25 protein-coding genes are annotated in these 21,994 nt (G+C 72.1%); 11 read left to right on the forward strand and 14 right to left on the reverse strand.

The window, feature by feature from the left end:
* The first annotated feature begins 116 nt into the window (after positions 1-116).
* Positions 117-629 (forward strand): hypothetical protein, encoded by a 513-nt coding sequence (locus tag GTY47_RS21720; RefSeq protein WP_010047739.1) that lies wholly within the window; start codon positions 117-119, stop codon positions 627-629.
* Positions 630-633: 4 nt separating this feature from the next.
* Here the strand turns inward: GTY47_RS21720 and GTY47_RS21725 are convergent, their stop codons facing one another.
* On the reverse strand, positions 634-1,338 hold the full coding sequence (locus tag GTY47_RS21725; RefSeq protein ID WP_086012603.1) for a hypothetical protein: 705 nt from the start codon (positions 1,336-1,338) through the stop codon (positions 634-636).
* Positions 1,339-1,614: 276 nt separating this feature from the next.
* Between GTY47_RS21725 and GTY47_RS21730 the strand changes: the two genes are divergently transcribed.
* The 3 genes from GTY47_RS21730 to GTY47_RS21740 are packed head-to-tail and all read left to right on the forward strand — an operon-like array spanning position 1,615 to position 4,667.
* Positions 1,615-2,901: a CBS domain-containing protein gene (locus GTY47_RS21730; RefSeq protein ID WP_010047743.1), complete on the forward strand. Its 1,287-nt coding sequence runs from the start codon at positions 1,615-1,617 to the stop codon at positions 2,899-2,901.
* Positions 2,891-3,490 carry a DUF1003 domain-containing protein gene (locus GTY47_RS21735; protein ID WP_010047744.1) on the forward strand — a complete coding sequence of 200 codons (600 nt, stop codon included), beginning with the start codon at positions 2,891-2,893 and terminating at the stop codon, positions 3,488-3,490. Before GTY47_RS21730 ends, GTY47_RS21735 begins: the two co-directional genes overlap by 11 nt.
* A gap of 43 nt (positions 3,491-3,533) precedes the next feature.
* On the forward strand, positions 3,534-4,667 hold the full coding sequence (locus tag GTY47_RS21740; RefSeq protein ID WP_010047745.1) for an Mrp/NBP35 family ATP-binding protein: 1,134 nt from the start codon (positions 3,534-3,536) through the stop codon (positions 4,665-4,667).
* A 75-nt stretch (positions 4,668-4,742) separates the two neighbouring features.
* Here GTY47_RS21740 and GTY47_RS21745 read toward each other — a convergent pair whose 3' ends face one another.
* The 5 genes from GTY47_RS21745 to sigE all read right to left on the reverse strand — a co-directional run bounded on the left by GTY47_RS21745 (position 4,743) and on the right by sigE (position 10,102).
* Positions 4,743-5,414, reverse strand: a complete 672-nt coding sequence (locus tag GTY47_RS21745) for a hypothetical protein (RefSeq protein WP_010047746.1) — start codon at positions 5,412-5,414, stop codon at positions 4,743-4,745.
* A gap of 236 nt (positions 5,415-5,650) precedes the next feature.
* Positions 5,651-6,091, reverse strand: a complete 441-nt coding sequence (locus tag GTY47_RS21750; protein WP_010047747.1) for a sec-independent translocase — start codon at positions 6,089-6,091, stop codon at positions 5,651-5,653.
* Positions 6,092-6,284: 193 nt separating this feature from the next.
* Positions 6,285-8,153 (reverse strand): trypsin-like peptidase domain-containing protein, encoded by a 1,869-nt coding sequence (locus GTY47_RS21755; RefSeq protein WP_010047749.1) that lies wholly within the window; start codon positions 8,151-8,153, stop codon positions 6,285-6,287.
* Between the two features lie 132 nt (positions 8,154-8,285).
* Positions 8,286-9,212 (reverse strand): zf-HC2 domain-containing protein, encoded by a 927-nt coding sequence (locus GTY47_RS21760; RefSeq protein ID WP_231911120.1) that lies wholly within the window; start codon positions 9,210-9,212, stop codon positions 8,286-8,288.
* A gap of 119 nt (positions 9,213-9,331) precedes the next feature.
* Positions 9,332-10,102 (reverse strand): RNA polymerase sigma factor SigE, encoded by a 771-nt coding sequence (gene sigE / locus GTY47_RS21765; RefSeq protein WP_173937249.1) that lies wholly within the window; start codon positions 10,100-10,102, stop codon positions 9,332-9,334.
* 162 nt (positions 10,103-10,264) lie between these two features.
* Between sigE and GTY47_RS21770 the strand changes: the two genes are divergently transcribed.
* Positions 10,265-10,963, forward strand: a complete 699-nt coding sequence (locus GTY47_RS21770) for an O-methyltransferase (RefSeq protein WP_269462189.1) — start codon at positions 10,265-10,267, stop codon at positions 10,961-10,963.
* Between the two features lie 119 nt (positions 10,964-11,082).
* Here GTY47_RS21770 and GTY47_RS21775 read toward each other — a convergent pair whose 3' ends face one another.
* Together GTY47_RS21775 and GTY47_RS21780 are read right to left on the reverse strand one after the other, a co-directional pair.
* Positions 11,083-11,250 carry a DUF3117 domain-containing protein gene (locus GTY47_RS21775; protein ID WP_003966491.1) on the reverse strand — a complete coding sequence of 56 codons (168 nt, stop codon included), beginning with the start codon at positions 11,248-11,250 and terminating at the stop codon, positions 11,083-11,085.
* Between the two features lie 153 nt (positions 11,251-11,403).
* Positions 11,404-11,568 carry a hypothetical protein gene (locus tag GTY47_RS21780; RefSeq protein ID WP_158688475.1) on the reverse strand — a complete coding sequence of 55 codons (165 nt, stop codon included), beginning with the start codon at positions 11,566-11,568 and terminating at the stop codon, positions 11,404-11,406.
* A gap of 66 nt (positions 11,569-11,634) precedes the next feature.
* Between GTY47_RS21780 and GTY47_RS21785 the strand changes: the two genes are divergently transcribed.
* Positions 11,635-12,438: an enoyl-CoA hydratase-related protein gene (locus tag GTY47_RS21785; protein WP_010047784.1), complete on the forward strand. Its 804-nt coding sequence runs from the start codon at positions 11,635-11,637 to the stop codon at positions 12,436-12,438.
* Between the two features lie 27 nt (positions 12,439-12,465).
* Here GTY47_RS21785 and GTY47_RS21790 read toward each other — a convergent pair whose 3' ends face one another.
* Positions 12,466-13,050 (reverse strand): DNA-3-methyladenine glycosylase I, encoded by a 585-nt coding sequence (locus GTY47_RS21790; RefSeq protein ID WP_010047787.1) that lies wholly within the window; start codon positions 13,048-13,050, stop codon positions 12,466-12,468.
* Complete coding sequence (locus GTY47_RS21795; protein WP_086012607.1) at positions 13,047-13,448, reverse strand: DivIVA domain-containing protein; 402 nt, start codon at positions 13,446-13,448, stop codon at positions 13,047-13,049. Before GTY47_RS21795 ends, GTY47_RS21790 begins: the two co-directional genes overlap by 4 nt.
* Positions 13,449-13,583: 135 nt before the next feature.
* On the opposite strand from GTY47_RS21795, the gene folP reads away from it, so the two are divergent.
* The gene (folP, locus tag GTY47_RS21800) at positions 13,584-14,444 is read left to right on the forward strand and encodes a dihydropteroate synthase (protein ID WP_010047792.1); all 861 of its coding nucleotides are present in this window, start codon (positions 13,584-13,586) and stop codon (positions 14,442-14,444) included.
* Between the two features lie 45 nt (positions 14,445-14,489).
* Here folP and GTY47_RS21805 read toward each other — a convergent pair whose 3' ends face one another.
* Together GTY47_RS21805 and dapE are read right to left on the reverse strand one after the other, a co-directional pair.
* Entirely contained in the window at positions 14,490-15,248 is a 759-nt protein-coding gene (locus GTY47_RS21805; RefSeq protein WP_010047794.1) for a TIGR00730 family Rossman fold protein, read from the reverse strand.
* A gap of 118 nt (positions 15,249-15,366) precedes the next feature.
* The gene (gene dapE / locus GTY47_RS21810) at positions 15,367-16,446 is read right to left on the reverse strand and encodes a succinyl-diaminopimelate desuccinylase (protein WP_010047796.1); all 1,080 of its coding nucleotides are present in this window, start codon (positions 16,444-16,446) and stop codon (positions 15,367-15,369) included.
* 84 nt (positions 16,447-16,530) lie between these two features.
* Here dapE and GTY47_RS21815 point away from each other — a divergent pair, with 84 nt between their 5' ends.
* Positions 16,531-17,514 carry a heavy metal transporter gene (locus GTY47_RS21815; protein ID WP_086012604.1) on the forward strand — a complete coding sequence of 328 codons (984 nt, stop codon included), beginning with the start codon at positions 16,531-16,533 and terminating at the stop codon, positions 17,512-17,514.
* Between the two features lie 344 nt (positions 17,515-17,858).
* Positions 17,859-18,302: a hypothetical protein gene (locus GTY47_RS21820; protein WP_010047802.1), complete on the forward strand. Its 444-nt coding sequence runs from the start codon at positions 17,859-17,861 to the stop codon at positions 18,300-18,302.
* A 95-nt stretch (positions 18,303-18,397) separates the two neighbouring features.
* On the opposite strand, the gene GTY47_RS21825 is transcribed toward GTY47_RS21820, so the two are convergent.
* Both GTY47_RS21825 and fdxA read right to left on the reverse strand, forming a co-directional pair.
* Positions 18,398-19,495: a bifunctional succinyldiaminopimelate transaminase/glutamate-prephenate aminotransferase gene (locus tag GTY47_RS21825; protein WP_010047803.1), complete on the reverse strand. Its 1,098-nt coding sequence runs from the start codon at positions 19,493-19,495 to the stop codon at positions 18,398-18,400.
* 129 nt (positions 19,496-19,624) lie between these two features.
* A complete protein-coding gene (gene fdxA / locus GTY47_RS21830; RefSeq protein ID WP_010047804.1) occupies positions 19,625-19,942 on the reverse strand; it encodes a ferredoxin in 318 nt (105 codons plus the stop codon).
* 140 nt (positions 19,943-20,082) lie between these two features.
* Here fdxA and GTY47_RS21835 point away from each other — a divergent pair, with 140 nt between their 5' ends.
* Together GTY47_RS21835 and GTY47_RS21840 are read left to right on the forward strand one after the other, a co-directional pair.
* Entirely contained in the window at positions 20,083-21,099 is a 1,017-nt protein-coding gene (locus tag GTY47_RS21835) for a GNAT family N-acetyltransferase (protein WP_029181734.1), read from the forward strand.
* A 30-nt stretch (positions 21,100-21,129) separates the two neighbouring features.
* Positions 21,130-21,981: a transglutaminase-like domain-containing protein gene (locus GTY47_RS21840; protein ID WP_010047813.1), complete on the forward strand. Its 852-nt coding sequence runs from the start codon at positions 21,130-21,132 to the stop codon at positions 21,979-21,981.
* Positions 21,982-21,994: the final 13 nt, after the last annotated feature.

Raw genomic sequence — 21,994 nt, forward strand, 5'->3', positions numbered from 1 at the left:
CACTGGCGCTACGGCTACCCGGTGATCATGGGCATCACCGTGGTCATCTGCCTGGGCATCCACCGCACATTGAAGCGGAACGGGTGGCTGTGAACGGCGTGGATAGGCTGGGGGGCATGACAAGCGAGCTGCTCGGCCAGGCCCTCGTCGAGGAGGCCACGAAGAAGTCCGGCCTCGTCTGGGTCCAGGGCCCCGACGGCCCGGCGCGTGCGCTGTGGCACGTGTGGCACGAGGGTGCCGCGTGCCTGGTCGGCGACGGTCCCGGCGAGCAGCCGCTGCCGGGCCTGGCCGACGGGGCCGAGGCCCGGGTGACGGTCCGCAGCAAGGACAAGGGGGGCCGGCTGGTCTCCTGGACGGCCCGGGTCACCCAGCTCGCCCCGGGCTCCGAGGCGTGGGACGCGGCCGTCGCCGAGCTCAAGGGCAAGCGGCTGAACGCGCCCGACGGCGAGGCCATGACGGACCGCTGGGCCCGCGAGTGCCGGGTGCTGCGCCTGGAGCCGACCGGGGCGACGTCGCCGCTGCCCGACGACTCCCTGTCCGAGCCGCCGCTGCCGACTCCGGCGATCACCCGCCGGCCGATTCCGGCGGGCCTGCCCCGCCTGCTGCTGAGGAAGCGCAAACGCAGCTGACCGGCTACGACGTCGGCAGCTGCCTGCCGTAGTCCACCGTCTCGTTCTTCTCCGGCTCCCTCAGGGAGAAGTCCTGCCCCCAGGCGGAGAACGTGAGGGTACCCGCCCCACCGGCCCGCTCCAGGCGTAGCGGATACGGCTTGCCCTCCAGGGACACCTCCAGGGTGCCGCCGGAGCCCTTGCCGCCCGAGATGCGGATGGTGCGGATGCCCGCCTGCTCGTCGTGGCCGTCCGTCGCGAGCTTGCCGTGCAGGGTCAGCAGACCGTCGAGGAGGACACCCTTGTCCGTGAAACCGCTGAACTTCTGGTACGAAGGGTCGCCCTGGGGCACCTTCACGAACTTGCCGCCGAGCTTGGACGCCGCGGCGGCGTCCGCCTTGCCGCCCTCGCCCTGGCCCGCGCCATGACTCCAGAACTCCGCGTCGGCCTTGACGAAGAGCTGCTCGCCGACGCGCAGCAGCCGGAAGGTCGTCCCCTTGGTGGTGACCGACCCTTCGCCGCCGTCGTCCTTCAGTCGCATGTCGAGCGCGTACGTGCGCCCGCCGCTGACGACGCTGCCGTGCACCCGGACCGCCCCGGCGGACTCGGCCGCCGCACGGGTCTTGGCCTGGATCTTCTCGGCGGGCAGTCTGCCGACCCCGTTGGTGCCCTCGTTCGGGTCCTCCGCGCAGCCCGTGAGCACCGTTCCGGTCACGGCCAGTACGCACATCGCGCTCGCGAGTGCGGCACTGTGCTTGCGGCCCTGGCGAATCGGAGTCACAGGTGGGGCTGCCTCTCTGACGGGAGACCTGAACGGCGTACCGCAGGGTACCGGGGACGTGCGGGCAGGTCGGAGCCAGTCCGTCCGGACGGCCCGCCGACGCGCCCCCGATCAGGACGGGCTAGCCTGAAGCCCACCCGAGCGGGCAATTCGGAAAAGACAGGCACACAGACCGGCACACAGTCAGACACCACGGAACACCCCGCACGAAAAGGAGCCGCGGCCATGGCAGCGGGCGCCCCCCGGATCTTCGTATCGCACCTCTCCGGTGTCGCCGTCTTCGACCCCGCCGGCGACCAGGTGGGGCGTGTCCGCGATCTGGTCGTCATGCTGCGGGTGGCACAGCGACCGCCGAGGCTGCTCGGCCTCGTCGTCGAACTCGCCACCCGCCGCCGCATCTTCCTGCCGATGACCCGGGTCACCGCCATCCAGTCCGGACAGGTCATCACCACCGGCGTGCTCAACGTCCGGCGCTTCGAGCAGCGGCCCACCGAGCGGCTGGTCTTCGGGGAACTGCTGGACCGGCGCGTCGTCCTCACCGAGACCGGCGAGGAGGTCACCGTCCTCGATCTGTCGGTGCATCAGCTGCCGGCCCGCCGGGAGTGGGAGATCGACCGGGTCTTCGTCCGCAAGGGCAGGAAGGGCAGTGCCTTCCGGCGCGCCAAGGGCGAGGCGCTGACCGTCGAGTGGACCGCCGTCTCCGGCTTCTCCCTGGAGGAGCAGGGGCAGGGCGCCGAGAACCTGCTCGCCACGTTCGAGCAGCTGCGCCCCGCCGACCTGGCCAACGTCCTGCACCACCTCTCCCCCAAGCGCCGGGCCGAGGTCGCCGCCGCCCTCGACGACGACCGGCTGGCCGACGTGCTGGAGGAGCTCCCGGAGGACGACCAGATCGAGATCCTCGGCAAGCTGAAGGAGGAGCGCGCCGCCGACGTCCTGGAGGCCATGGACCCCGACGACGCGGCGGACCTGCTGGGCGAGCTGCCGACGGACGAGCAGGAGCGGCTGCTGAGCCTGATGCAGCCCGGCGACGCGGCCGACATGCGGCGCCTGATGTCGTACGAGGACCGCACGGCGGGCGGTCTGATGACCACCGAGCCGATCGTGCTGCGACCGGACGCCACCGTCGCCGACGCCCTCGCCCGCGTCCGCAACCCCGACCTCTCCCCCGCCCTGGCCGCCCAGGTCTACGTCTGCCGGCCACCGGACGAGACACCGACCGGCAAGTACCTCGGCACGGTCCACTTCCAGCGGCTGCTGCGCGAGCCACCGCCCTCCCTGGTCAGCTCGATCGTGGACAGCGACCTGCAACCGCTCGACCCCGACGCGGACCTGCCCGCCATCGCCGGGTTCTTCGCCACGTACGACATGGTCGCGGCGCCCGTGGTGGACGAGGCCGGCTCGCTGCTGGGCGCGGTGACCGTGGACGACGTACTCGACCACATGCTCCCGGAGGACTGGCGGGAGACGGAGTTCCACCTGGCCGAGGAGGAGGTGGCGACCGATGGTTCCTGAGCGCGAGACCCTGCGCGAGCGCACTCCGTCCGGTTCCACGGCCGCGGGCCGGCCGCGCACCGCCCGCCTCGACCAGCCGGGCGTGCCCAAGCGCCGGATCCTGCCCGAGTACGACCCGGAGGCCTTCGGGCGGTTGTCGGAACGCATCGCGCGCTTCCTCGGCACCGGACGGTTCCTGGTCTGGATGACGGCCGTCATCATCCTGTGGGTGGCCTGGAACAGCCTCGCCCCGCGCGACCTGCGCTTCGACGAGTACCCGTTCATCTTCCTGACCCTGATGCTGTCGCTCCAGGCCTCCTACGCCGCGCCGCTGATCCTGCTCGCGCAGAACCGGCAGGACGACCGCGACCGGGTCAACCTGGAGCAGGACCGCAAGCAGAACGAGCGGTCGATCGCGGACACCGAGTACCTGACCCGCGAGGTCGCCGCCCTGCGCATCGGCCTCGGCGAGGTCGCCACCCGCGACTGGATCCGCTCGGAACTCCAGGACGTGGTCAAGGAACTGGAGGAGCGGCACGACGGCCACCGTCACGACCCCGTCGTATTCCCGGCGGAACGGTCACGGGGACGTGACGCAGACGACCGCTGAGACGCTTTCCTACGCCCCGGTACGTCGCCGTACCATCGTCCTTATGGCTACGGAAGACGCGGTGCGCGAGGCACTGGCGACGGTGAACGACCCCGAGATCCACAAGCCCATCACCGAACTCGGGATGGTCAAATCCGTGGAGATCGGCGCGGACGGGGCGGTCGCGGTCACGGTGTACCTGACGGTCTCGGGCTGCCCGATGCGGGACACGATCACGCAGCGCGTGACCGAGGCGGTGTCCCGGGTCGAGGGCGTCACCCGCGTCGACGTCACGCTCGACGTGATGAGCGACGAACAGCGCCGCGAGCTGGCGTCCGCCCTGCGCGGCGGCCAGGCCGAGCGCGAGGTGCCCTTCGCCAAGCCGGGCAGCCTGACCCGCGTCTACGCGGTCGCCTCCGGCAAGGGCGGCGTGGGCAAGTCCTCGGTGACGGTGAACCTGGCGGCGGCGATGGCGGCCGACGGCCTCAAGGTCGGTGTCGTCGACGCCGACATCTACGGTCACAGCGTGCCGCGCATGCTGGGCGCCGACGGCCGTCCGACCCAGGTCGAGAACATGATCATGCCGCCGTCGGCGAACGGCGTGAAGGTCATCTCCATCGGCATGTTCACCCCGGGCAACGCCCCGGTCGTCTGGCGCGGCCCGATGCTCCACCGCGCCCTCCAGCAGTTCCTGGCGGACGTGTACTGGGGCGACCTGGACGTCCTCCTGCTGGACCTGCCGCCGGGCACCGGCGACATCGCGATCTCCGTCGCCCAGCTCGTCCCGAACGCCGAGATCCTGGTCGTCACGACCCCGCAGCAGGCCGCCGCCGAGGTCGCCGAGCGCGCCGGCTCCATCGCGGTCCAGACCCACCAGAAGATCGTCGGCGTGGTCGAGAACATGTCCGGCCTGCCCTGCCCGCACTGCGGCGAGATGGTCGACGTCTTCGGCACGGGCGGCGGCCAGGTCGTCGCCGACGGCCTGACCCGCACGACCGGCACGAACGTCCCGGTCCTCGGCAACATCCCCATCGACGTCCGCCTCCGCGAGGGCGGCGACGAGGGCAAGCCGGTGGTCCTGACGGACCCGGACTCCCCTGCGGGCTCGGCCCTGCGGGCGATCGCCGGAAAGCTGGGAGGACGCCAGCGGGGCCTGTCGGGCCTGTCCCTGGGGATCACTCCGCGGAACAAGTTCTAGACCCGCACCCGCACCCGCCCTCAAGCTGTACCCCTACGGCGAAGGGGCGCCGAACCGAACCCGGCGCCCCACAACTCACGCGTAGGCGGCGATGTCCTTGACCGCGGCGAAGCCGAGCCCGTACGCACTCATGCCCCTGCCGTACGCCCCGACGTGAACCCCGGCCGCGGTGGAACCGGCGAGCACCCACCCGAACTCGGACTCCCGGTAGTGGAACGCCGTCGGCACCCCGTCCACCGGAAGCGACAACGTCGACCAGTCGGCACCGTCCAGGTCGTCCGCCAGCACCCACGCCGTCTCCGTCTGCTGCTCCAGCCAGTCGTCCCGCAGGGAGTGGTCCATCTGCCCGGGCCAGGTGAAGGACAGCAGCCCCACACCCGCGAGCCACGCCGCCGAGGACACCGACGTCGCCTCCAGCAGCCCCGTGCCGTCCGCACTGCGCCGTGAGGGACTCGCCGCCACGGTCACCACGACCGCGAACTTCTCCTTGGCTTCCTGATCGCCCCCGGCGGCATGCTCGTTGCGCACCGTGGGCTCGTCGCCGTGGCCGATCGACCCGTGTTCCACGGCTCCGTCGGCCGTCGTACCGACCTGCATCAGCCAGCGCGGCCCCGTGAACGCCTCGTCGAGGCCGTACCACGGGAAGGGCGCGCGCAGGTAGCCGTCGACCGTGCGCCAAGCGGAGGGGGCCTGTTGTCCGCCCTCCGCGGCCGGCGCCTGTGCGACTGCCCGACTCGTCGTCTCCATATGCCCGGACGCCTCCTCGCTCTCGTCGGGCCGGAACGGCCCGCCCCCCTTCGGGCGGCGTTGCTGGTCCAGTACGGCCCGCCCATCAACTCGGCAGCATAGCCACACCGCCGCGAGCAGCAGGGAAACCGCCCGGCGCGTGGGCCGCACGGGCGCCTGGTTCAGGCCGTACGCAGCCCGACCGGAGTATGAAACGCGTCACGCGCGCCGGGGAGCGTGCGCCCCGGTGTGTCGCCTCAGGTGGCGTCCGCGTCGAAGGGCGGCCGGTCGTCCCGGTCAGGGATCTCGGGCTTCTTCGTCATGTCGATACGGCCGCCGGAGGAGCCTGCGGACGACGAGGAGGACGTGTCGGAGTCACGGCCGTGGACGGCGTCGGTGACCTCGGCCATCTCCTTCTTCAGGTCGAAGCCGTTGCGGATCTCCTTGAGCCCCAGGTCCTCGTTGTCCAGCTGCTTGCGGATGAACGTCTTGGGGTTGAGGTCCTCGAACTCGAAGTCCTTGAACTCCGGGCCCAGTTCCTCCCGGATGTCGTTCTTGGCGCTCTCCGAGAACTCACGGATCTTCCGGATCGTGCGCGTCACGTCCTGGATGACCTTCGGGAGCTTGTCCGGACCGAAGACGAGCACGGCGAGGACGATGAGCGTCACCAGCTCGAGCGGTCCTATGTCATTGAACACCTGAAGCTCCTTGCGATGTCCTCGGTCCTCGGCCCTCGGTGGTCATGCGGGTCTTGCCGTGGTCCGGGCCGGATCCACGGTACCCGGCGATCCTGTCCGACCGGTACCGTCCCGAGACCTCCGAGTGCGGGGAGTGGGAGCGCTTTCCCGAATGTTTGCCTTCTTCGTCCCTGTTCGTGCCGGACATCACGACTCAGCTTTCGCCGGAGGACCCGAGGACGAGCGACACCGTCCGCTCCTTGCCGGCGCGCTCCACGGTCAGCTCCAGCCGGTCGCCGGGACGGCGGGCACGGGTCTTGACGATCAGTTCCTCGCCGGAGTGGACGCGCTGCCCGTCGACCTCGGTGATGACGTCACCCGCCTTGATCCCGGCCTTGGCGCCCGGACCGCCCACGGTCACCGGCGGTCCGCCCTCACTGCCCTCGGCGGCGACGCGGGCGCCGTCGCCCGTGTAGTCCATGTCGAGGGTGATGCCGATCACCGGGTGGGTCGCCTTCCCGGTGTTGATCAGTTCCTCGGCGACGCGCTTGCCCTGGTTGATGGGTATGGCGAAGCCGAGGCCTATCGAGCCGGCCTGGCCGCCGTCCAGCTCGGAGCCGCTGTCCGCCGACCGGATGGCCGAGTTGATGCCGATGACCCGGGCCTTGGCGTCGAGCAGGGGCCCGCCGGAGTTGCCCGGGTTGATGGGGGCGTCGGTCTGGAGCGCGTCGACGTACGACACGTCGCTGCCGTCGCCCTTCTCGCCGCCCGCCGTGATGGGCCGCTGCTTGGCGCTGATGATGCCGGAGGTGACGGTGCCGGCCAGGTCGAAGGGCGCGCCGATGGCCACGACCGGGTCGCCGACCTGCACGTTGTCCGAGTTGCCGAGGGGCAGCGGGGTGAGTCCGCGCACGCCCTTCACCTTCACGACGGCGAGGTCGTAGCCGCTGTCCCGGCCGACGAGCTCGGCCTCGGCGGTCTCGCCGCCGTTGAAGGTCACCGTGATATCGCCGGCGGATCCGGCGGCCCGCACGACGTGGTTGTTGGTGAGGATGTGCCCCCGGGTGTCGAGCACGAAGCCGGTGCCCGTGCCCTGCTCGCCGGAGCCGCTCACATGCAGCGTGACCACGCTGGGCAGGGACCGCCCGGCGATCCCCGCCACACTGTCCGCGTCCCGCCCGGCGGGTTCCTTCCCGGCCTGTGGCAGCTCGACGGTCCCGATGCCGCCGTTCCGCTCCAGATATGTCCCTATGCCGCCGCCGATGCCCCCGGACACGAGCGCGAGCAGCACGGCACCACCGACCAGCGCCATCCGGCCCCGCCGGCGCCTCTGCTGCGTGCTGAGCACTCCGGCCCCGTTCTGCTGGAGAGGGCCGTGGCCGCCCGGGGGCACGGGGGCCGCCCAGGGGTCGTAGCGCTGCCAGGGGTCGGCGGCAGGTGCGGGGGCGCTGGGGGGCGGGAAGGGCGCGGTGGGCCCGGGGATGCCGGGAGAGACCGCCGGTGTCCCCTGCGGCGGCGGAACGGGCGTGCCGGGCACGGTCGGCCGGTCCGCCGTCATCACGCCGTGCGCCGGCGTCGCCGGATGCTGCACCGGCGGCGCGGGCGCCCAGGGGCCGGGTTCACCGTAGGGCGGTGTGCTGTACGGGTCGGGGTCGTGCAGGGGCTTGGGGGCGCCCTCGACCGGCCCGGCGGAGGTGGCGTCCCGGGCCTCCACGGCGCTGCCTGCTTCCACGGCGCTGCCGGTCTCCGCAGCACTCCCGGTCTCCGCCGTACTCCCGGCCTCCGCGGCGCTCCCCGCAGGCCCGCCCTGGGGCGGCACGGCGGGCGTGGCGGGAACGCCGTCCTCGGCATGCCCACCGGGCACCCCGGCGGGCGCACCGTCGGCCGGTACAGCCTCGGGGCGCCTCAACTCGAAGTCGCCACCGCCCGCGTCCTGCCGCACGGCAGGACGCGCCAGCTCGAAGTCACCGTCGGTGCCGGCCGAGTCCGCCGACGCCTGCCCCGTACTCTCCGGCTCCCCCGAAAGGCCCTGCGGCCGAGGACGGCTCCACCACTTGGCCTTCGTGGGCTTCCCCTCGTTCATGCTCTCCCCACAGCCGCGGCACGGCTCGACGGCGGTAGCCGCAGTTCGTCGAATCGGCGCCACGGCCACGCCTCGGCCGCGGGCGCCACCCCCGGATTCAATCAGGTTCGCTCGCCGCCGTGCAGCGGCCGGTCAGCGAGCCGTGCGGGAGGAGGCGGGAGAGGAGGGGGACGAGGTCGTGTCCGGGAGGGGCACGGCGAGCAGGGGCGCCGCGATCTCGGGGACCGTCGACCACGAGGTGAGGACGGCCGGCGGGGCGGCCTCGAGCGGACGTATCAGCGGGGACACCGCGGCGGCTCCGGCCATCACCGGGGCGGCCAGCGCGTGGACGGCGTGCTGCCCCGCGGCGGAGTGCGGCACACCCGGCAGCAGCGGCGCGGACACCTCGGTCGGGGCGACCGGGGTGTTGCCGAGCACACTCTGGCCGTGCACCTGCCCGAGCAGCGGCCCCGTACCGCGGCGCCGCTGGGATTCGGGCTGCGTCGCGGCGCCCGTGCCCTGCGTGCGCATGGGCGTCACGTTGCTTCCCGCGCCGGCACCGCCGCGGGCCTCCGCGTCGGTCGGAGTGCCGGCGGTGACGCCGCCGAGCGCGATCGCGGCCAGCGACACGGCTCCGGCGGCCGCGAAGGCGAACCGCAGTCGCGAGGAAGATCTGTCGGGCTCATGCCGCCCGACGTCGTGGATCCGGAAGCCCCGGCTGCCCGGAGGAAGGCCGCGGCCGTCGGACGGCAGGCCCCGCCCGCCCGCGGGGAGCCTCTGACTCCCAGCGGAGGACGGCAGCACGGGGACGTGCGGCCGGGCCGGGACGTACCCGAACTCGAACCGGTCGCCGCGCTTGGCTCCGAAGGCTCCGGATGATCCGAACCGCCCGGACAGTCCGCCGGGCAGCCCTCCCCCGCCCGGCGGTGTGGCATCACCGTCCGGGCCGCCGCCCGCGGGTAGTCCCTGCAGGCGGGCCAGGAAGCTCTCGGAGGGGGGCGGCGGGGCCGCCTCCGCGAAGACGTTCTTCAGCCGGCGCTGGGCGTCCACTTCCGCCTTGCACTTCGGGCAGGTGGCCACATGCGCCAGTACACGCTCACGCGCGTCATGACCGAGCTCTCCGTCCACCAGGGCGGAGAGTCGGTCTCCCAGGTGCTGCTCTGCGAGGTGTCCCTCGGAAGCTTTCGGCCGTGATCCGCTCACGCGCTCGCGCCCCCTCCTCCCAGTGCGGGAACACGGGGCACGAAGGAGCGGCGCTCGGCGCGCGCCTCCGGGGAGCGGTGCGCGAGGGCCTTGCGCAGCTGGGAACGGCCCCGGTGGATCCGCGAACGGACCGTGCCGAGCTTGACGCCGAGGGTCGCGGCGATCTCCTCGTACGACAGTCCTTCGATGTCGCACAGGACGACCGCGGCGCGGAACTCGGGGGCGAGGGTGTCGAGGGCCTGCTGGACGTCCGCGTCGAAGTGCGCGTCGTTGAAGACCTGCTGCGGCGTGGGCTCCTTGCTGGGCAGCCGCTCGGCCGCGTCCTCGCCGAGCGCGTCGAAGCGGATGCGCTGCTTGCGGCGGACCATGTCCAGGAACAGGTTCGTCGTGATGCGGTGCAGCCAGCCCTCGAAGGTGCCCGGCGTGTACGTCGACAGGGAACGGAAGACACGGACGAAGACCTCCTGCGTGAGGTCCTCGGCGTCGTGCTGGTTGCCGGTCAGGCGGTAAGCGAGCCGGTAGACCCGGCCGCTGTGTGTGCTGACGATCTCCTCCCACGTGGGCGGAGTCCACGCCTGCCCGTCCGCGTCGGTGGTGAAGGTCGCGGTCTGGGCGAAGTCAGCGGCGTGGCTGTGGTCAGCGGTGTCGTTCACGGATGTCGGCCTGCCCGCCGATGTGAAGAAGCGCCGGAGCACTCCTCCCCTATCCACAGGCGCAGCCGCACCTCCCCTGTCAGCTCTGGTGGTGTCCAGTGGAGCCCCTACCATAGCCACCTCGCCCGTTAGGACCGGATAAGCGGTTTTACGAGAATTTGATCTGTGCTGATACGCCTCGTACTGCTGCGTCGGCACTTGCTCGGCGCCTCGATCCACTGCCTGCCCCCCGTCACGACCCGCGCCACTCGCTCATCCCTCTAAACGACCGGTCCCATCTGCGGGTTCCCGGGCCCAACGGATACAGTCACGCCCAGGCATTCACGGGGACAGGAGAGGGTCATTACCGGCAACCGGCAGACGAGCTGGGCGTTCGCCGACGCCTATGTCGCCGAGGACGAAGCGCTGCACTGGGCCCGCGACCGGGCCCGTGAGGCGGGGCTGCGCTCGGTGACGCCCGGCACGGGCGCCGCGCTGCGGTTGCTGGCCGCGTCCGTCGACGCGAAGGCCGTCGCGGAGATCGGGACCGGCTGCGGCGTCTCGGGGATCCACCTCCTGCACGGTATGCGCCCCGACGGTGTTCTGACCACCGTGGATCCCGAGCCGGAGCACCAGCAGTTCGCGCGCCAGGCCTTCCGCGCCTCCGGCTTCGCCAGCAACCGGGCCCGCTTCATCCCGGGCCGCGCCCTGGACGTACTGCCCCGCCTCGCGGACGCCGGCTACGACCTGGTCTTCTGCGACGGCGATCGCCTGGAGGTCATGGACTACCTCGCTGAATCGTTGCGGCTGCTGCGCCCCGGCGGGCTGGTCGTCTTCGAGGGCGCTTTCGCCAACGGCCGGACGGTCGACTCCGGTCCCCAGCCCACCGAGGTGCTGCGGCTGCGGGAACTGCTGCGCGCGGTGCGCGAGAGCCAGGAGCTGGTGCCGTCCCTGCTGCCGGTGGGCGACGGGCTGCTGTGCGCGGTGAAACGGTAGCCGGACCGCACGTTAGTGGAGCGGAAGCCGGGGCATGCGAGAACCATCGGTTGAGAAAACAGCCGCCCCGGCACCTCATGTGATGCCGGGGCAGCTGAAAGGGTATGGTCGCTTGCGCGTCAGCCGACGACCTTCTTGAGGGCGTCGCCCAGGGCGTCGGCCTCGTCCGGGGTCAGCTCGACGACGAGCCGACCGCCGCCTTCGAGCGGAACGCGCATGACGATGCCCCGCCCCTCCTTGGTCACCTCGAGCGGGCCATCACCCGTTCGCGGCTTCATGGCCGCCATGCTCGTTCCCCTTCCTGAAACCCAGCTCATCGTCAAAGCCGACGGCCCCCTGAGAAGGGCACAGTGCGGTCCTTGAGACAGGACACGCGACACCGGCATCGAACACATTGCTTCCAAGCCATTATCCCGCATCTCAGGACCCGATGACCAACATCAGTCGGCATCGCTTGGGCAACGCACGCGAGCAAAACCACTCAATTCGGCGATGTGACTGCGATACTCCGCCACCACACCCACATCCGCGGAACGGATCCGGACGAGAATTCTTTGACGCAGGTCACACGTCCGGTCCGGTCGACCGTCGGCGATCTCCGTCATGCTGTCCTCAGACCCGGGACGTACCGGCCGGTACGTCCCCGCGCAGCGACACGGAGGGGATACTCCATGGCCGACACCGTGCTCTACGAGGTGAGCGACGGACTCGCGACGATCACGCTGAACCGCCCGGAGGCGATGAACGCGCTGAACGTGGCGGCCAAGGTCGCCCTGCGGGACGCGGTCCGGTCCGCGGCGGACGACACCGCCGTACGGGCGGTGCTGCTGACGGCCGCCGGGGACCGGGCGTTCTGCGTCGGGCAGGACCTCAAGGAGCACATCGGGCTGCTGGTCCAGGACCGGGAGACCGGTTCACGGCAGACCATGAGCACGGTGCGGGAGCACTACAACCCGATCGTGCGGACGCTGGCCGAGGCCGCGAAGCCGGTCGTCGCCGCCGTGAACGGGGTGGCGGCCGGGGCGGGATTCGGCTTCGCACTCGCGGCGGACTACCGGATCGTGGCGGACACGGCCGCGTTCAACACCTCGTTCGCCGGGGTGGCGCTGACCGCCGACTCGGGGATCTCCTGGACACTGCCGCGGGTGATCGGCCCCGGCAGGGCGGCTGACCTGCTGCTCTTCCCGAGGAGCATCAGCGCGCAGGAGGCGTACGAGCTCGGCATCGCCAACCGGCTGGTGCCGGCCGGCGAGCTGCGCGCGGAGGCCGAGAAGGTGGCGCGGGCGCTGGCCGAGGGGCCGACGGTGGCGTACGCGGCGCTGAAGGAGTCGATGGCCTACGGGCTGACGCACTCCCTGGAGGAGACGCTGGAGAAGGAGGACGAGCTCCAGACCCGGGCGGGCTCCTCCGAGGACCACGCGATCGCGGTGCAGGCCTTCGTCAACAAGGAGAAGCCCCGGTATCTGGGGCGCTGACCGGGCTGCCGACCTGCCGCGGGCAAGTCATGCGCCACGCGCGACGCAGGCCTGGAGGTGGTCGTCGACCAGTCCGCAGGCCTGCATCAGCGCGTACGCCGTCGTCGGGCCGACGAAGCGCAGGCCCCGCTTCTTCAGTGCCTTGGACAGGGCCGTCGACTCGGGTGTGACGGCCGGGACGTCGGAGAGCGCCTTCGGGACCGGGCGGGTGCCCGGCTCGGGGGCGTGCGACCAGATCAGCTCGTCCAGTTCGCCCGGGGCCCACCCGGCCAGCACGCGCGCGTTGGCGAGCGTCGCGTCGATCTTGGCGCGGTTGCGGATGATGCCGGCGTCGGCGAGGAGGCGCTCGCGGTCCTCGTCGGTGAAGCCGGCCACCGCGGCGATCTTGAAGTCGGCGAAGGCGGCGCGGAAGCCGGGGCGGCGACGCAGGATCGTGATCCAGGACAGGCCGGACTGGAAGGCCTCCAGGCTGAGGCGCTCGTAGAGCGCGTCGTCGCCGTGGACCGGGCGGCCCCACTCCTCGTCGTGGTACGTCACGTACTCCGGGGCGGACAGGGCCCAGGGGCAGCGCAGCGCGCCGTCCGGGCCGGCGAGGGCGGCGCCGTCGCTCATGGCCGGTCCTCCTGGCGCGGGGCCGGCTTGTCCATGGACACGCGGTGCTCCGTGGAGGTGTGGTTCTCCCCGGACATCGGGCCGTGGGTGGCGGCTGTTCTGGCACCCGCCAGGGCCGACTCCAGGTCGGCGATGCGGGCGTCGCGCTCGGCGAGCTCGGCGCCCAGGCGGCTGAGGGCGTCGTCCACGTCCGCCATGCGGTAGCCGCGGGCGGCGAGCGGGAAACGCAGGCCCTCCACGTCGGCACGGTCGACCGGGCGGTCCGGGGGCAGCGGGTCCCGCAGCCGCTCGGGGGCGGCCTCGGGCAGCGGGCCGTTCTCGCCGCCGCCCACCACGGCGAGGGTCACCGCGGCGACCACGACGGCTAGCGCGACGACCAGGAACAGGAACATAACCATCGCGGAGCCCCCACGGTCGGATCTGTCGGTGTCTTCGGACACGGATGGTGTCAGGCTCCGATCGTGCCATGCGAGTCCGACAGTTAGGGTCGCAGGCGGCGGAAGACGGGGACGTACCAGGAAAGGTCACAGCGGATGCTCAGGCTGGGCAGGCGGGAATTCGGGCCGCACGAACCGGTGATCATGGCGATCGTGAACCGGACCCCGGACTCCTTCTACGACCGGGGCGCGACGTTCCGCGACGAGCCGGCCCTCGCGCGCGTGGAGCAGGCGGTGGCCGAGGGAGCCGCGATCATCGACATCGGCGGCGTCAAGGCCGGGCCGGGCGAGGAGGTCACGGCCGCGGAGGAGGCCCGGCGGACGGTCGGGTTCGTCGCGGAGGTGCGGCGGCGGTTCCCGGAGGTGGTCATCAGCGTGGACACCTGGCGGGCCGAGGTCGGCGAGGCCGTGTGCGAGGCCGGGGCGGACCTGCTGAACGACGCGTGGGGCGGGGTGGATCCGGGGCTCGCCGAGGTCGCCGCGCGGTACCGGGTGGGGTTGGTGTGTACGCACGCGGGTGGTGCGCAGCCGCGGACCCGGCCGCATCGGGTGGAGTACGACGATGTCATGGCCGACATCCTGGACGTGACGGTCGGGCTGGCGGAACGGGCGCTGGCGCTGGGTGTGCCGAGGGAGTCGATCCTGATCGACCCCGGGCATGACTTCGGGAAGAACACCCGGCACAGCCTGGAGGCGACCCGGCGGCTGGGGGAGATGGTCGCCACGGGGTGGCCGGTGCTGGTGTCTTTGTCCAACAAGGACTTCGTCGGGGAGACGTTGGACCGGCCGGTCAAGGAGCGGGTGATCGGTACGTTGGCGACCACGGCCGTGTCCGCGTGGCTGGGGGCGCAGGTGTACCGGGTGCACGAGGTCGCGGAGACACGGCAGGTGCTGGACATGGTCGGGGCGATCGCGGGGCGCCGGGAGCCCGCTGTCGCCCGGCGTGGGCTGGCCTAGGGCGTCGACCTGAGGTACCAGGGGGCTCCGCCCCCTGGCCCCCCGCTACCGGCCCGCCTCCTTCGACACCAGCGCCACCGCCTCGTCCACGTCGTCCGTCACGTGGAACAGCAGCAGGTCCTTCTCCGCGGCCTTGCCCTGGGCGATGACCGTGCGGCGGAGCCAGTCGACCAGGCCGCCCCAGTACTCGCTGCCGAAGAGGACGATGGGGAAGCGGGTGACCTTCTGGGTCTGGACGAGGGTGAGGGCCTCGAAGAGTTCGTCGAGGGTGCCCAGGCCGCCGGGCAGGACGACGAAGCCCTGGGCGTACTTGACGAACATCATCTTCCGGACGAAGAAGTAGCGGAAGTTGAGGCCGATGTCGACGTACGGGTTCAGGCCCTGCTCGAACGGCAGCTCGATACCGAGGCCGACCGAGATGCCGCTCGCCTCGACGGCGCCCTTGTTGGCCGCTTCCATCGCGCCCGGACCGCCGCCCGTGATGACCGCGAAGCCCGCGTCCACCAGGCCCCGGCCCAGCCGGACGCCCGCGTCGTACTCGGGCGAGTCCGCCGGTGTCCGGGCCGAGCCGAACACGCTGATCGCCGGCGGGAGTTCCGCGAGCGTGCCGAAGCCCTCGATGAACTCCGACTGGATGCGCAGGACGCGCCACGGGTCGGTGTGGACCCAGTCGGAGGGCCCGCCCGCGTCCAGCAGCCGCTGGTCGGTGGTGCTCGCCTGCACCTGGCCCCGCCTGCGGAGGACCGGGCCCAGGCGCTGTTCCTCCGGCGGCTGCTTCTTCCCCTCGGGGTTGCCGGTCGCCATGTGCGCTCCCTCCGTTGTGCCAGTCGTTCCACGCCAGCGTAGATCTACGCGGGTTACGAACGAGGGACGTGAGCATGTCCGCGATGGAGCGCCGTAAACACGATGGCGTCCCGGCCGGTCAGGCCGTCAGCCAGTTCCTCAGGCGCTCCTCGCCGGCGAGGATCTTCGCGATCTCCACGCGCTCGTCCCGCTTGTGCGCCAAGTGGGGGTTGCCCGGGCCGTAGTTGACCGCGGGGACGCCCAGGGCCGAGAAGCGGGACACGTCCGTCCAGCCGTACTTCGGCATCGGGGTGCCGCCCACCGCCTCGATGAACGCCTTCGCCGCGGGGTGGGACAGGCCCGGCATCGCGGCCGAGCTGTGGTCGACCACCTCGAACTCGTCCACGCCGCAGTCCGCGAAGACCTCCCGGACGTGGGCCACGGCCTCCTCGGGGGTGCGGTCGGGCGCGTAGCGGAAGTTGACCGTCACGACGCACTCGTCGGGGATCACGTTGCCGGCGACTCCCCCGGTGATGCCCACCGCGTTCAGGCCCTCGCGGTACTCCAGGCCGTCGATCACCGGCCAGCGGGGCTCGTAGGAGGCCAGGCGGGCGAGGATCGGGGCGGCCGCGTGGATCGCGTTGGAGCCCATCCAGCCGCGCGCCGAGTGGGCCCGCTCCCCGGTGGTCTTCAGCAGCACCCGCAGCGTGCCCTGGCAGCCGCCCTCGACCTGGCCGTCGGACGGCTCCAGCAGGACCGCGAAGTCGCCCGCCAGCCACTCGGGGTGCGCCTCGGAGACGTGCTTGAGGCCGTTGAGCTCCGCGGCGACCTCCTCGTTGTCGTAGAAGACGAAGGTCAGGTCGCGGTTGGGGGCCGGGACCGTGGCCGCGATGCGCAGCTGCACCGCGACGCCCGACTTCATGTCGCACGTGCCGCAGCCCCACAGGACGCCGTCCTCGTCGAGCCGGGAGGGGACGTTGTCCGCGATCGGGACGGTGTCGATGTGACCGGCCAGGATCACCCGCTCCGCGCGGCCCAGGTTCGTCCGGGCCACGACGTTGTTGCCGAACCGCTCGACCGTCAGGTGCGGCAGCGCGCGCAGCGCGGTCTCGATCGCGTCCGCGAGCGGCTTCTCGGTGCCGCTCTCGGAGCGGAAGTCGACGAGCCGGGCGGTGAGCTCCGCGGCGTCCAGCGTGAGGTCAAGGGAGGTGTCGGCCATGCAGTCGACCCTAACGCGCCAGGCCTGTGCGCTCTGTCCACACCTGGCACAAGGCACTCCGTACTCTCCAGTACCTTGTACGGCGTGCCAGAGCCGTCCTCTCCCCCCAAGCGTCGCGGCCGCCTCTTCCGATGCGGGTCCGCGTTCGTGGTCCTGCTCGCGATCGCCGGTTACCTCGTGGTGCAGTACGTCACCGGAGGTACGGGCGGACCGGGCTGCAAAGTCGTCTCCGGCAAGGGCGACGGGGCCTCGTACGAGTTCACGCCCGAGCAAGCGGTGAACGCGGCCACGATCGCCGCCGTGGGCGACGGGCGCGGCCTGCCGGAGCGGGCCGTGACCATCGCGCTGGCGACCGCCCTCCAGGAGTCGGGCCTGCGCAACATCCGCCATGGCGACCGGGACTCGCTCGGCCTGTTCCAGCAGCGGCCCTCGCAGGGCTGGGGCACGCCGAAGGAGATCCTGGACCCGACGTACTCGGCCGGCGAGTTCTACGACCACCTGGTCAAGGTGCCCGGCTACACGCGCCTGCCGCTCACGGTCGCCGCGCAGCGCGTGCAGCGCAGCGGCTTCCCGCAGGCCTACGCCAAGCACGAGCCGGACGCGGCGCTGCTCGCCGCGGCCCTCACCGGGCAGTCCGCGGCCACGCTGACCTGCGAGGGCCGCCCGGCCGCGACCCGGGCGACGGGCCCGGACGGGGTGCGTGCCGCGCTCGTGCGGGACTTCGGGCGCGATGTGCTGGAGCCGGCCGGCGCGGAGGTGGGCCGCTCGTCGGCGGCCACGCCGACGCCGTCCGCGAGCGGTGCGGACGGGGCCGACGGGCGGACCATGAGGCTGCCGGTGACCGCCGACACGAGTTCCGCCGCCGGGCAGAGCCTGGAGCAGCGCGGCTGGCAGTTGGCGCACTGGGCCGTGGCCAACGCCTCCGAGCTGCACATCGCACGCGTCACGTACGCGGGGCGGGAGTGGGTCGCAGGGAACACCGCCAGCGAGTGGCGGGAAGCCGGGGCGAAGGGCACCGCGGGTGCGGAGCGGGACGTGGACGCCGTCCGTATTGTCACGATGCGCTAGATCGAACAGGGAGACGAGCACGCACCCGTGGGGGTTACCCGCGCTGCTCTGCCGCGATGGCGTGCGCAGGTTTTCGCACCCTCACCCGGGAGTCCGTGAAAACCCTTGGGGGCAAAGGGCTGGAAGGATTCGGCGGTCTTTCCGGCAGGGGCCTTTTTGCCCGTTTGTCCGCAGCCGATAATGCGACACATTGCCAACTCTTTACGTTGCGCCGCCGCAACCTTCGGGGGCTTCGAGCGGTAGTCACTGCGTCCGAGCCGGGGCGATCAACAGCCAGTCGATCAACTCCCGGACCCGGTCGGACACTTCAGAACCTCACTGTCCTCTCCCGTCGAAGGAGCACCATGTCCCTCCCCCTGACCCGCCGGATCGCCCGTGCCGCGCTGATCGTCGCTGCGGGGGCGGCTGCCGGGGTCGGTGCGGCCGGCTCCGCCAGTGCGGCCCCCGAGCTGCCGGCCAACCCGAACCTCGGCGGGCTGACCGCCCTGGACGGGGCGAACGTCGGCAACACGGTCGACGGCGCGGCGCAGGACGTCACCAAGTCCGCGGGTGACACCGGCAGCAAGACCGTCAAGAAGGCGGTGCCGGCCGCGGGCAAGATCGGCGGCAAGACGGTCAAGAAGACCACGCCCCTCGCGCAGAAGGCGGCCGGTGACGCGGCGGGCTCCGCCGGGCAGATCGTCGGGGACGCGGCCGGTTCGGCGCAGGGGGGTCTGCCGACGGACTCCCTGACGAAGGGTGGGGTGCCGTCCACGGGGCTGCCGGCGAAGGGCCTGCCGGTCGGCTGACACCGGGCTTCCACCGCCGATGGGGTCCAGGGAGTTTCCCTGGACCCCATCGGTTTGTTCCGCACCGGCCGAACGGCTGATCGCGGCGGCAGCCGCTACGTGCTCAGCCGGTCCACTGCCGCCCGCACCCGCTCGTCCGTCGCCGTCAGGGCCACTCGGACGAACTCGGCGCCCGCCGGGCCGTAGAAGTCGCCGGGGGCGACGAGGATGCCTCGTTCGGCCAGGTGGGCCACCGTGTCCCAGCAGGATTCGCCCCTCGTGGCCCACAGGTACAGGCTGGCCTCGCTGTGGTCGATGCGGAAGCCGTGGGCGAGCAGGGCCTCGCGCAGGAGGGTGCGGCGGGCCGCGTAGCGCTCGCGCTGGACGCGGACGTGTTCGTCGTCGCCGAGGGCCGCGATCACCGCGGCCTGGGTCGGTGCCGACGTCATCATGCCGCCGTGCTTGCGGATCTCCAGGAGGGGCGCCAGGACCGCGGGATCACCCGCCAGGAACGCCGCCCGGTAGCCGGCCAGGTTCGAGCGCTTGGAGAGGCTGTGGACGGCGACGATGCCCTCGTACGAGCCGCCGCTGACGTCCGGGTGCAGCACCGAGACCGGGTCGGCCTCCCAGCCCAGCTCCAGGTAGCACTCGTCGGAGAAGAGCAGGATGCCGTGGTCGCGGGCCCAGGCGACGATCCGGGTGAGCTCCTCCTTCGGCAGGACCCGGCCCGTGGGGTTGGACGGGGAGTTCAGCCAGAGGAGCTTCAGGCCCTCGGGGTCCAGCTCCGTCGGGTCGTCGTAGGCCTCGTACCCGGCGCGGGCCAGGCGGGCGCCCACCTCGTACGTCGGGTAGGCCAGGCGCGGGTAGGCCACCCGGTCGCCGGGGCCGAGGCCCAGCTGGGTCGGGAGCCAGGCGACGAGCTCCTTGGAGCCGACGATCGGCAGGACGTGGCGGTGGGTGACGTCCCGGGCGCCGAGGCGGCGCTCGACCCAGCCGGTGATCGCGTCGCGCAGTTCGGGCGTGCCCCAGACGGTCGGGTAGCCCGGGGAGTCGGCCGCGGCGACCAGCGCCTTCTGGACCAGCTCGGGGACCGGGTCGACCGGGGTGCCGACGGACAGGTCGACGATGCCGTCCGGGTGGGCGGCGGCCGTGGCCTTGTACGGCGTCAGCTTGTCCCAGGGGAAAGTGGGGAGACGGTCGGAGACTGCGGACACGGTTTCTGGCTCACTTTCTGGTACGTACGAGCCGTCGCACGGCAAACGCCTCGGCCCCGTACGGCGACCAGGGCGTGGTCGGGCCGTACGGGACCGAGGCGGCACGGATGTGCCGGCCGCTTGCGGTGACTAGGCCTGCGGCGGCAGCGCGGCGATGAAGGGGTGGTCGCGCTCGATCAGCCCCAGCTTGCTGGCGCCGCCGGGCGAGCCGAGCTCGTCGAAGAACTCGACGTTCGCCTTGTAGTAGTCCTTCCACTCCTCCGGAGTGTCGTCCTCATAGAAGATCGCCTCGACCGGGCAGACCGGCTCGCAGGCACCACAGTCGACGCATTCGTCCGGGTGGATGTACAAGGACCGGGAGCCCTCGTAGATGCAGTCGACCGGGCACTCCTCGATGCACGCCTTGTCCTTGACGTCGACACAAGGCTGCGCGATGACGTAGGTCACGCTGTCGTTCCTCCTCGATAGGGCGCTGGCGGGCCTCCTCAGGCTCCGCCGCCTGGCGCGCGGGAGCGCGGCGTCGTCGATGCCCGCCCCTAGTATCTCCGTTCCTGGGCATGATCCGAACAGGAGGGGTGAACTGACCTGTGGAAATCTCTGCCGCTGGGCGACTCGAGGTCCGTATCACCGCTGCTGACGTGGGAAAACGGGTCTCCGTACGGAGCTTGATCGAACACGCGGCTCCGGGTGAGAAGTTCACCGACACGGTCGGAGTTCTCACATCATGGGACAACGGTGTGTTGCTGATCACACGCAGGGACGGCGAGAGCGTCCGCATCGCGGAATCCGCGCTGGTCGCGGGCAAGGTCGTGCCCGCCGCGCCGGCGCGTCGCCGGGGTCCGGCCGCCTCCTACGAGGAACTGGCCCGGGTCGCAGCGCGGGCCTGGCGGCCCGTGGAGAGCGAGCGGCTCGGGGACTGGGAGCTGCGGGCCGCGTCCGGGTTCACGCGCCGGGCGAATTCCGTGCTTCCGCTCGGTGACCCGGGCGTGTCCCTCGACGAGGCCCTCGACACCGTTCGGCGGTGGTACGGCGAGCGCGGCCTGCCCGCCTACGTCCAGACCGCGACCGGCGCCGAGGGCACGCAGGAGCTGCTGTGCGCGGAGCTGGAGGAGCGGGGCTGGGTGCGTGAGGTGACGGCCGAGTTGTGGGTCGGGCCGCTGGCGCCGGTCGCCGACCTCGCCGAGCCGTCGGCGGTCGTGCTGTCCCGGGAGGCCGACGAGGCGTGGCTGGCCCGGTACCAGCGCAAGGGCGTGAGCGAGGTCGCGCTGCGAGTGCTCCAGGGTGGGCCGTCCGTGTGGTTCGCGACCGTGCCGGGGGCGGCCGAGGGGGCCCCTCCGGCCGCCATAGGGCGGTGTGTCGTCGACGGGCGGTGGGCCGGGTTCGCCGCCGTCGAGGTCGATCCGGATCTGCGGCGGCAGGGGCTGGGCACGGCCGTGATGGCGGCGCTGGCCCGGCGGGCCCTGGACGAGGGCGCGTCGGCCGCGTGGCTCCAGGTGGAGGCCGAGAATGAGGGTGCGCGGGCGTTGTACGCCGGGATGGGTTTCGCCGCGCACCACGCCTACCACCACTACCGGGAGCCGGATGCCCGGGCTCCCGGCCGGTAACCGATCGTCGTGAGAGGGCACGAGCCAGGTATGCGTCCCCCCTACCCACCGTCCCCGGAGCGTTCCGCCGAGCTGCGGCGGCGGTTCGCCGAAGAGGCCCGGTCCGAGCGGCCCGATCTGTCGACGCTGTGCCTGCTGGTGGGCGCGGTGGCGGACGGCGCGCTGGACGAGGCGGGCATGGACGCCGCGCAGGTCGAGCTGGACCGGCTGGCCGGGCTGCTGCCGTACCGGCCCGGACAGCCGCGGGCGTGGGCGGTCGCCCTGCGGGAGCTGCTCGGGGACCGGATGGGGTTTCACGGCGCCCCGGCCGACTACCAGCGCCTGGAGTCCTCACTGCTGCACGAGGTGCTGGTGCGGCGTCGTGGGCTGCCGATCCTGCTGTCCGTGGTGTGGATGGAGGTGGCCCGGCGGGCCGGGGCGCCGGTCTACGGCGTGGCGCTGCCGGGGCATTTCGTCGTCGGCTTCGGGCCGGACGAGGGGCAGGTGCTCGCCGATCCGTTCGACGGGGGGCGGGTGCTGACGGGGGCGGACGCCGAGCTGCTGGTCGCCGGGGCGACGGGGACGCACCTGGATCCGTCGATGCTGCGGCCGGCCGACCCGCTGGACGTGGTGTTGCGGATTCTGAACAACGTGCGGGCCTGGGCGGCGGCTCGGCCGGAGCGGTCGGACGTGGCGCTGTGGGCGGTCGAGTTGTCGTTGCTGCTGCCCTCGCATCCGGCTCGGCTGCGGTACGAGCGGGCGCGGTTGCTGGTGGGGCGGGGGGACTTTCTGGGCGGGGCCGTGGAGTTGGAGGCCTATGCGGAGGTCGTGGGGGCGGTGGACGAGGGGGCCGCTGAGCGGGTGCGGGGGGAGGCGCACGCGGCCCGGGCGATGCTCAACTGAGGCCTTGTCGCCG

Source organism: Streptomyces sp. SID5464 (genome assembly GCF_009862985.1).
Taxonomy (GTDB): Bacteria; Actinomycetota; Actinomycetes; order Streptomycetales; family Streptomycetaceae; genus Streptomyces; species Streptomyces chartreusis_D.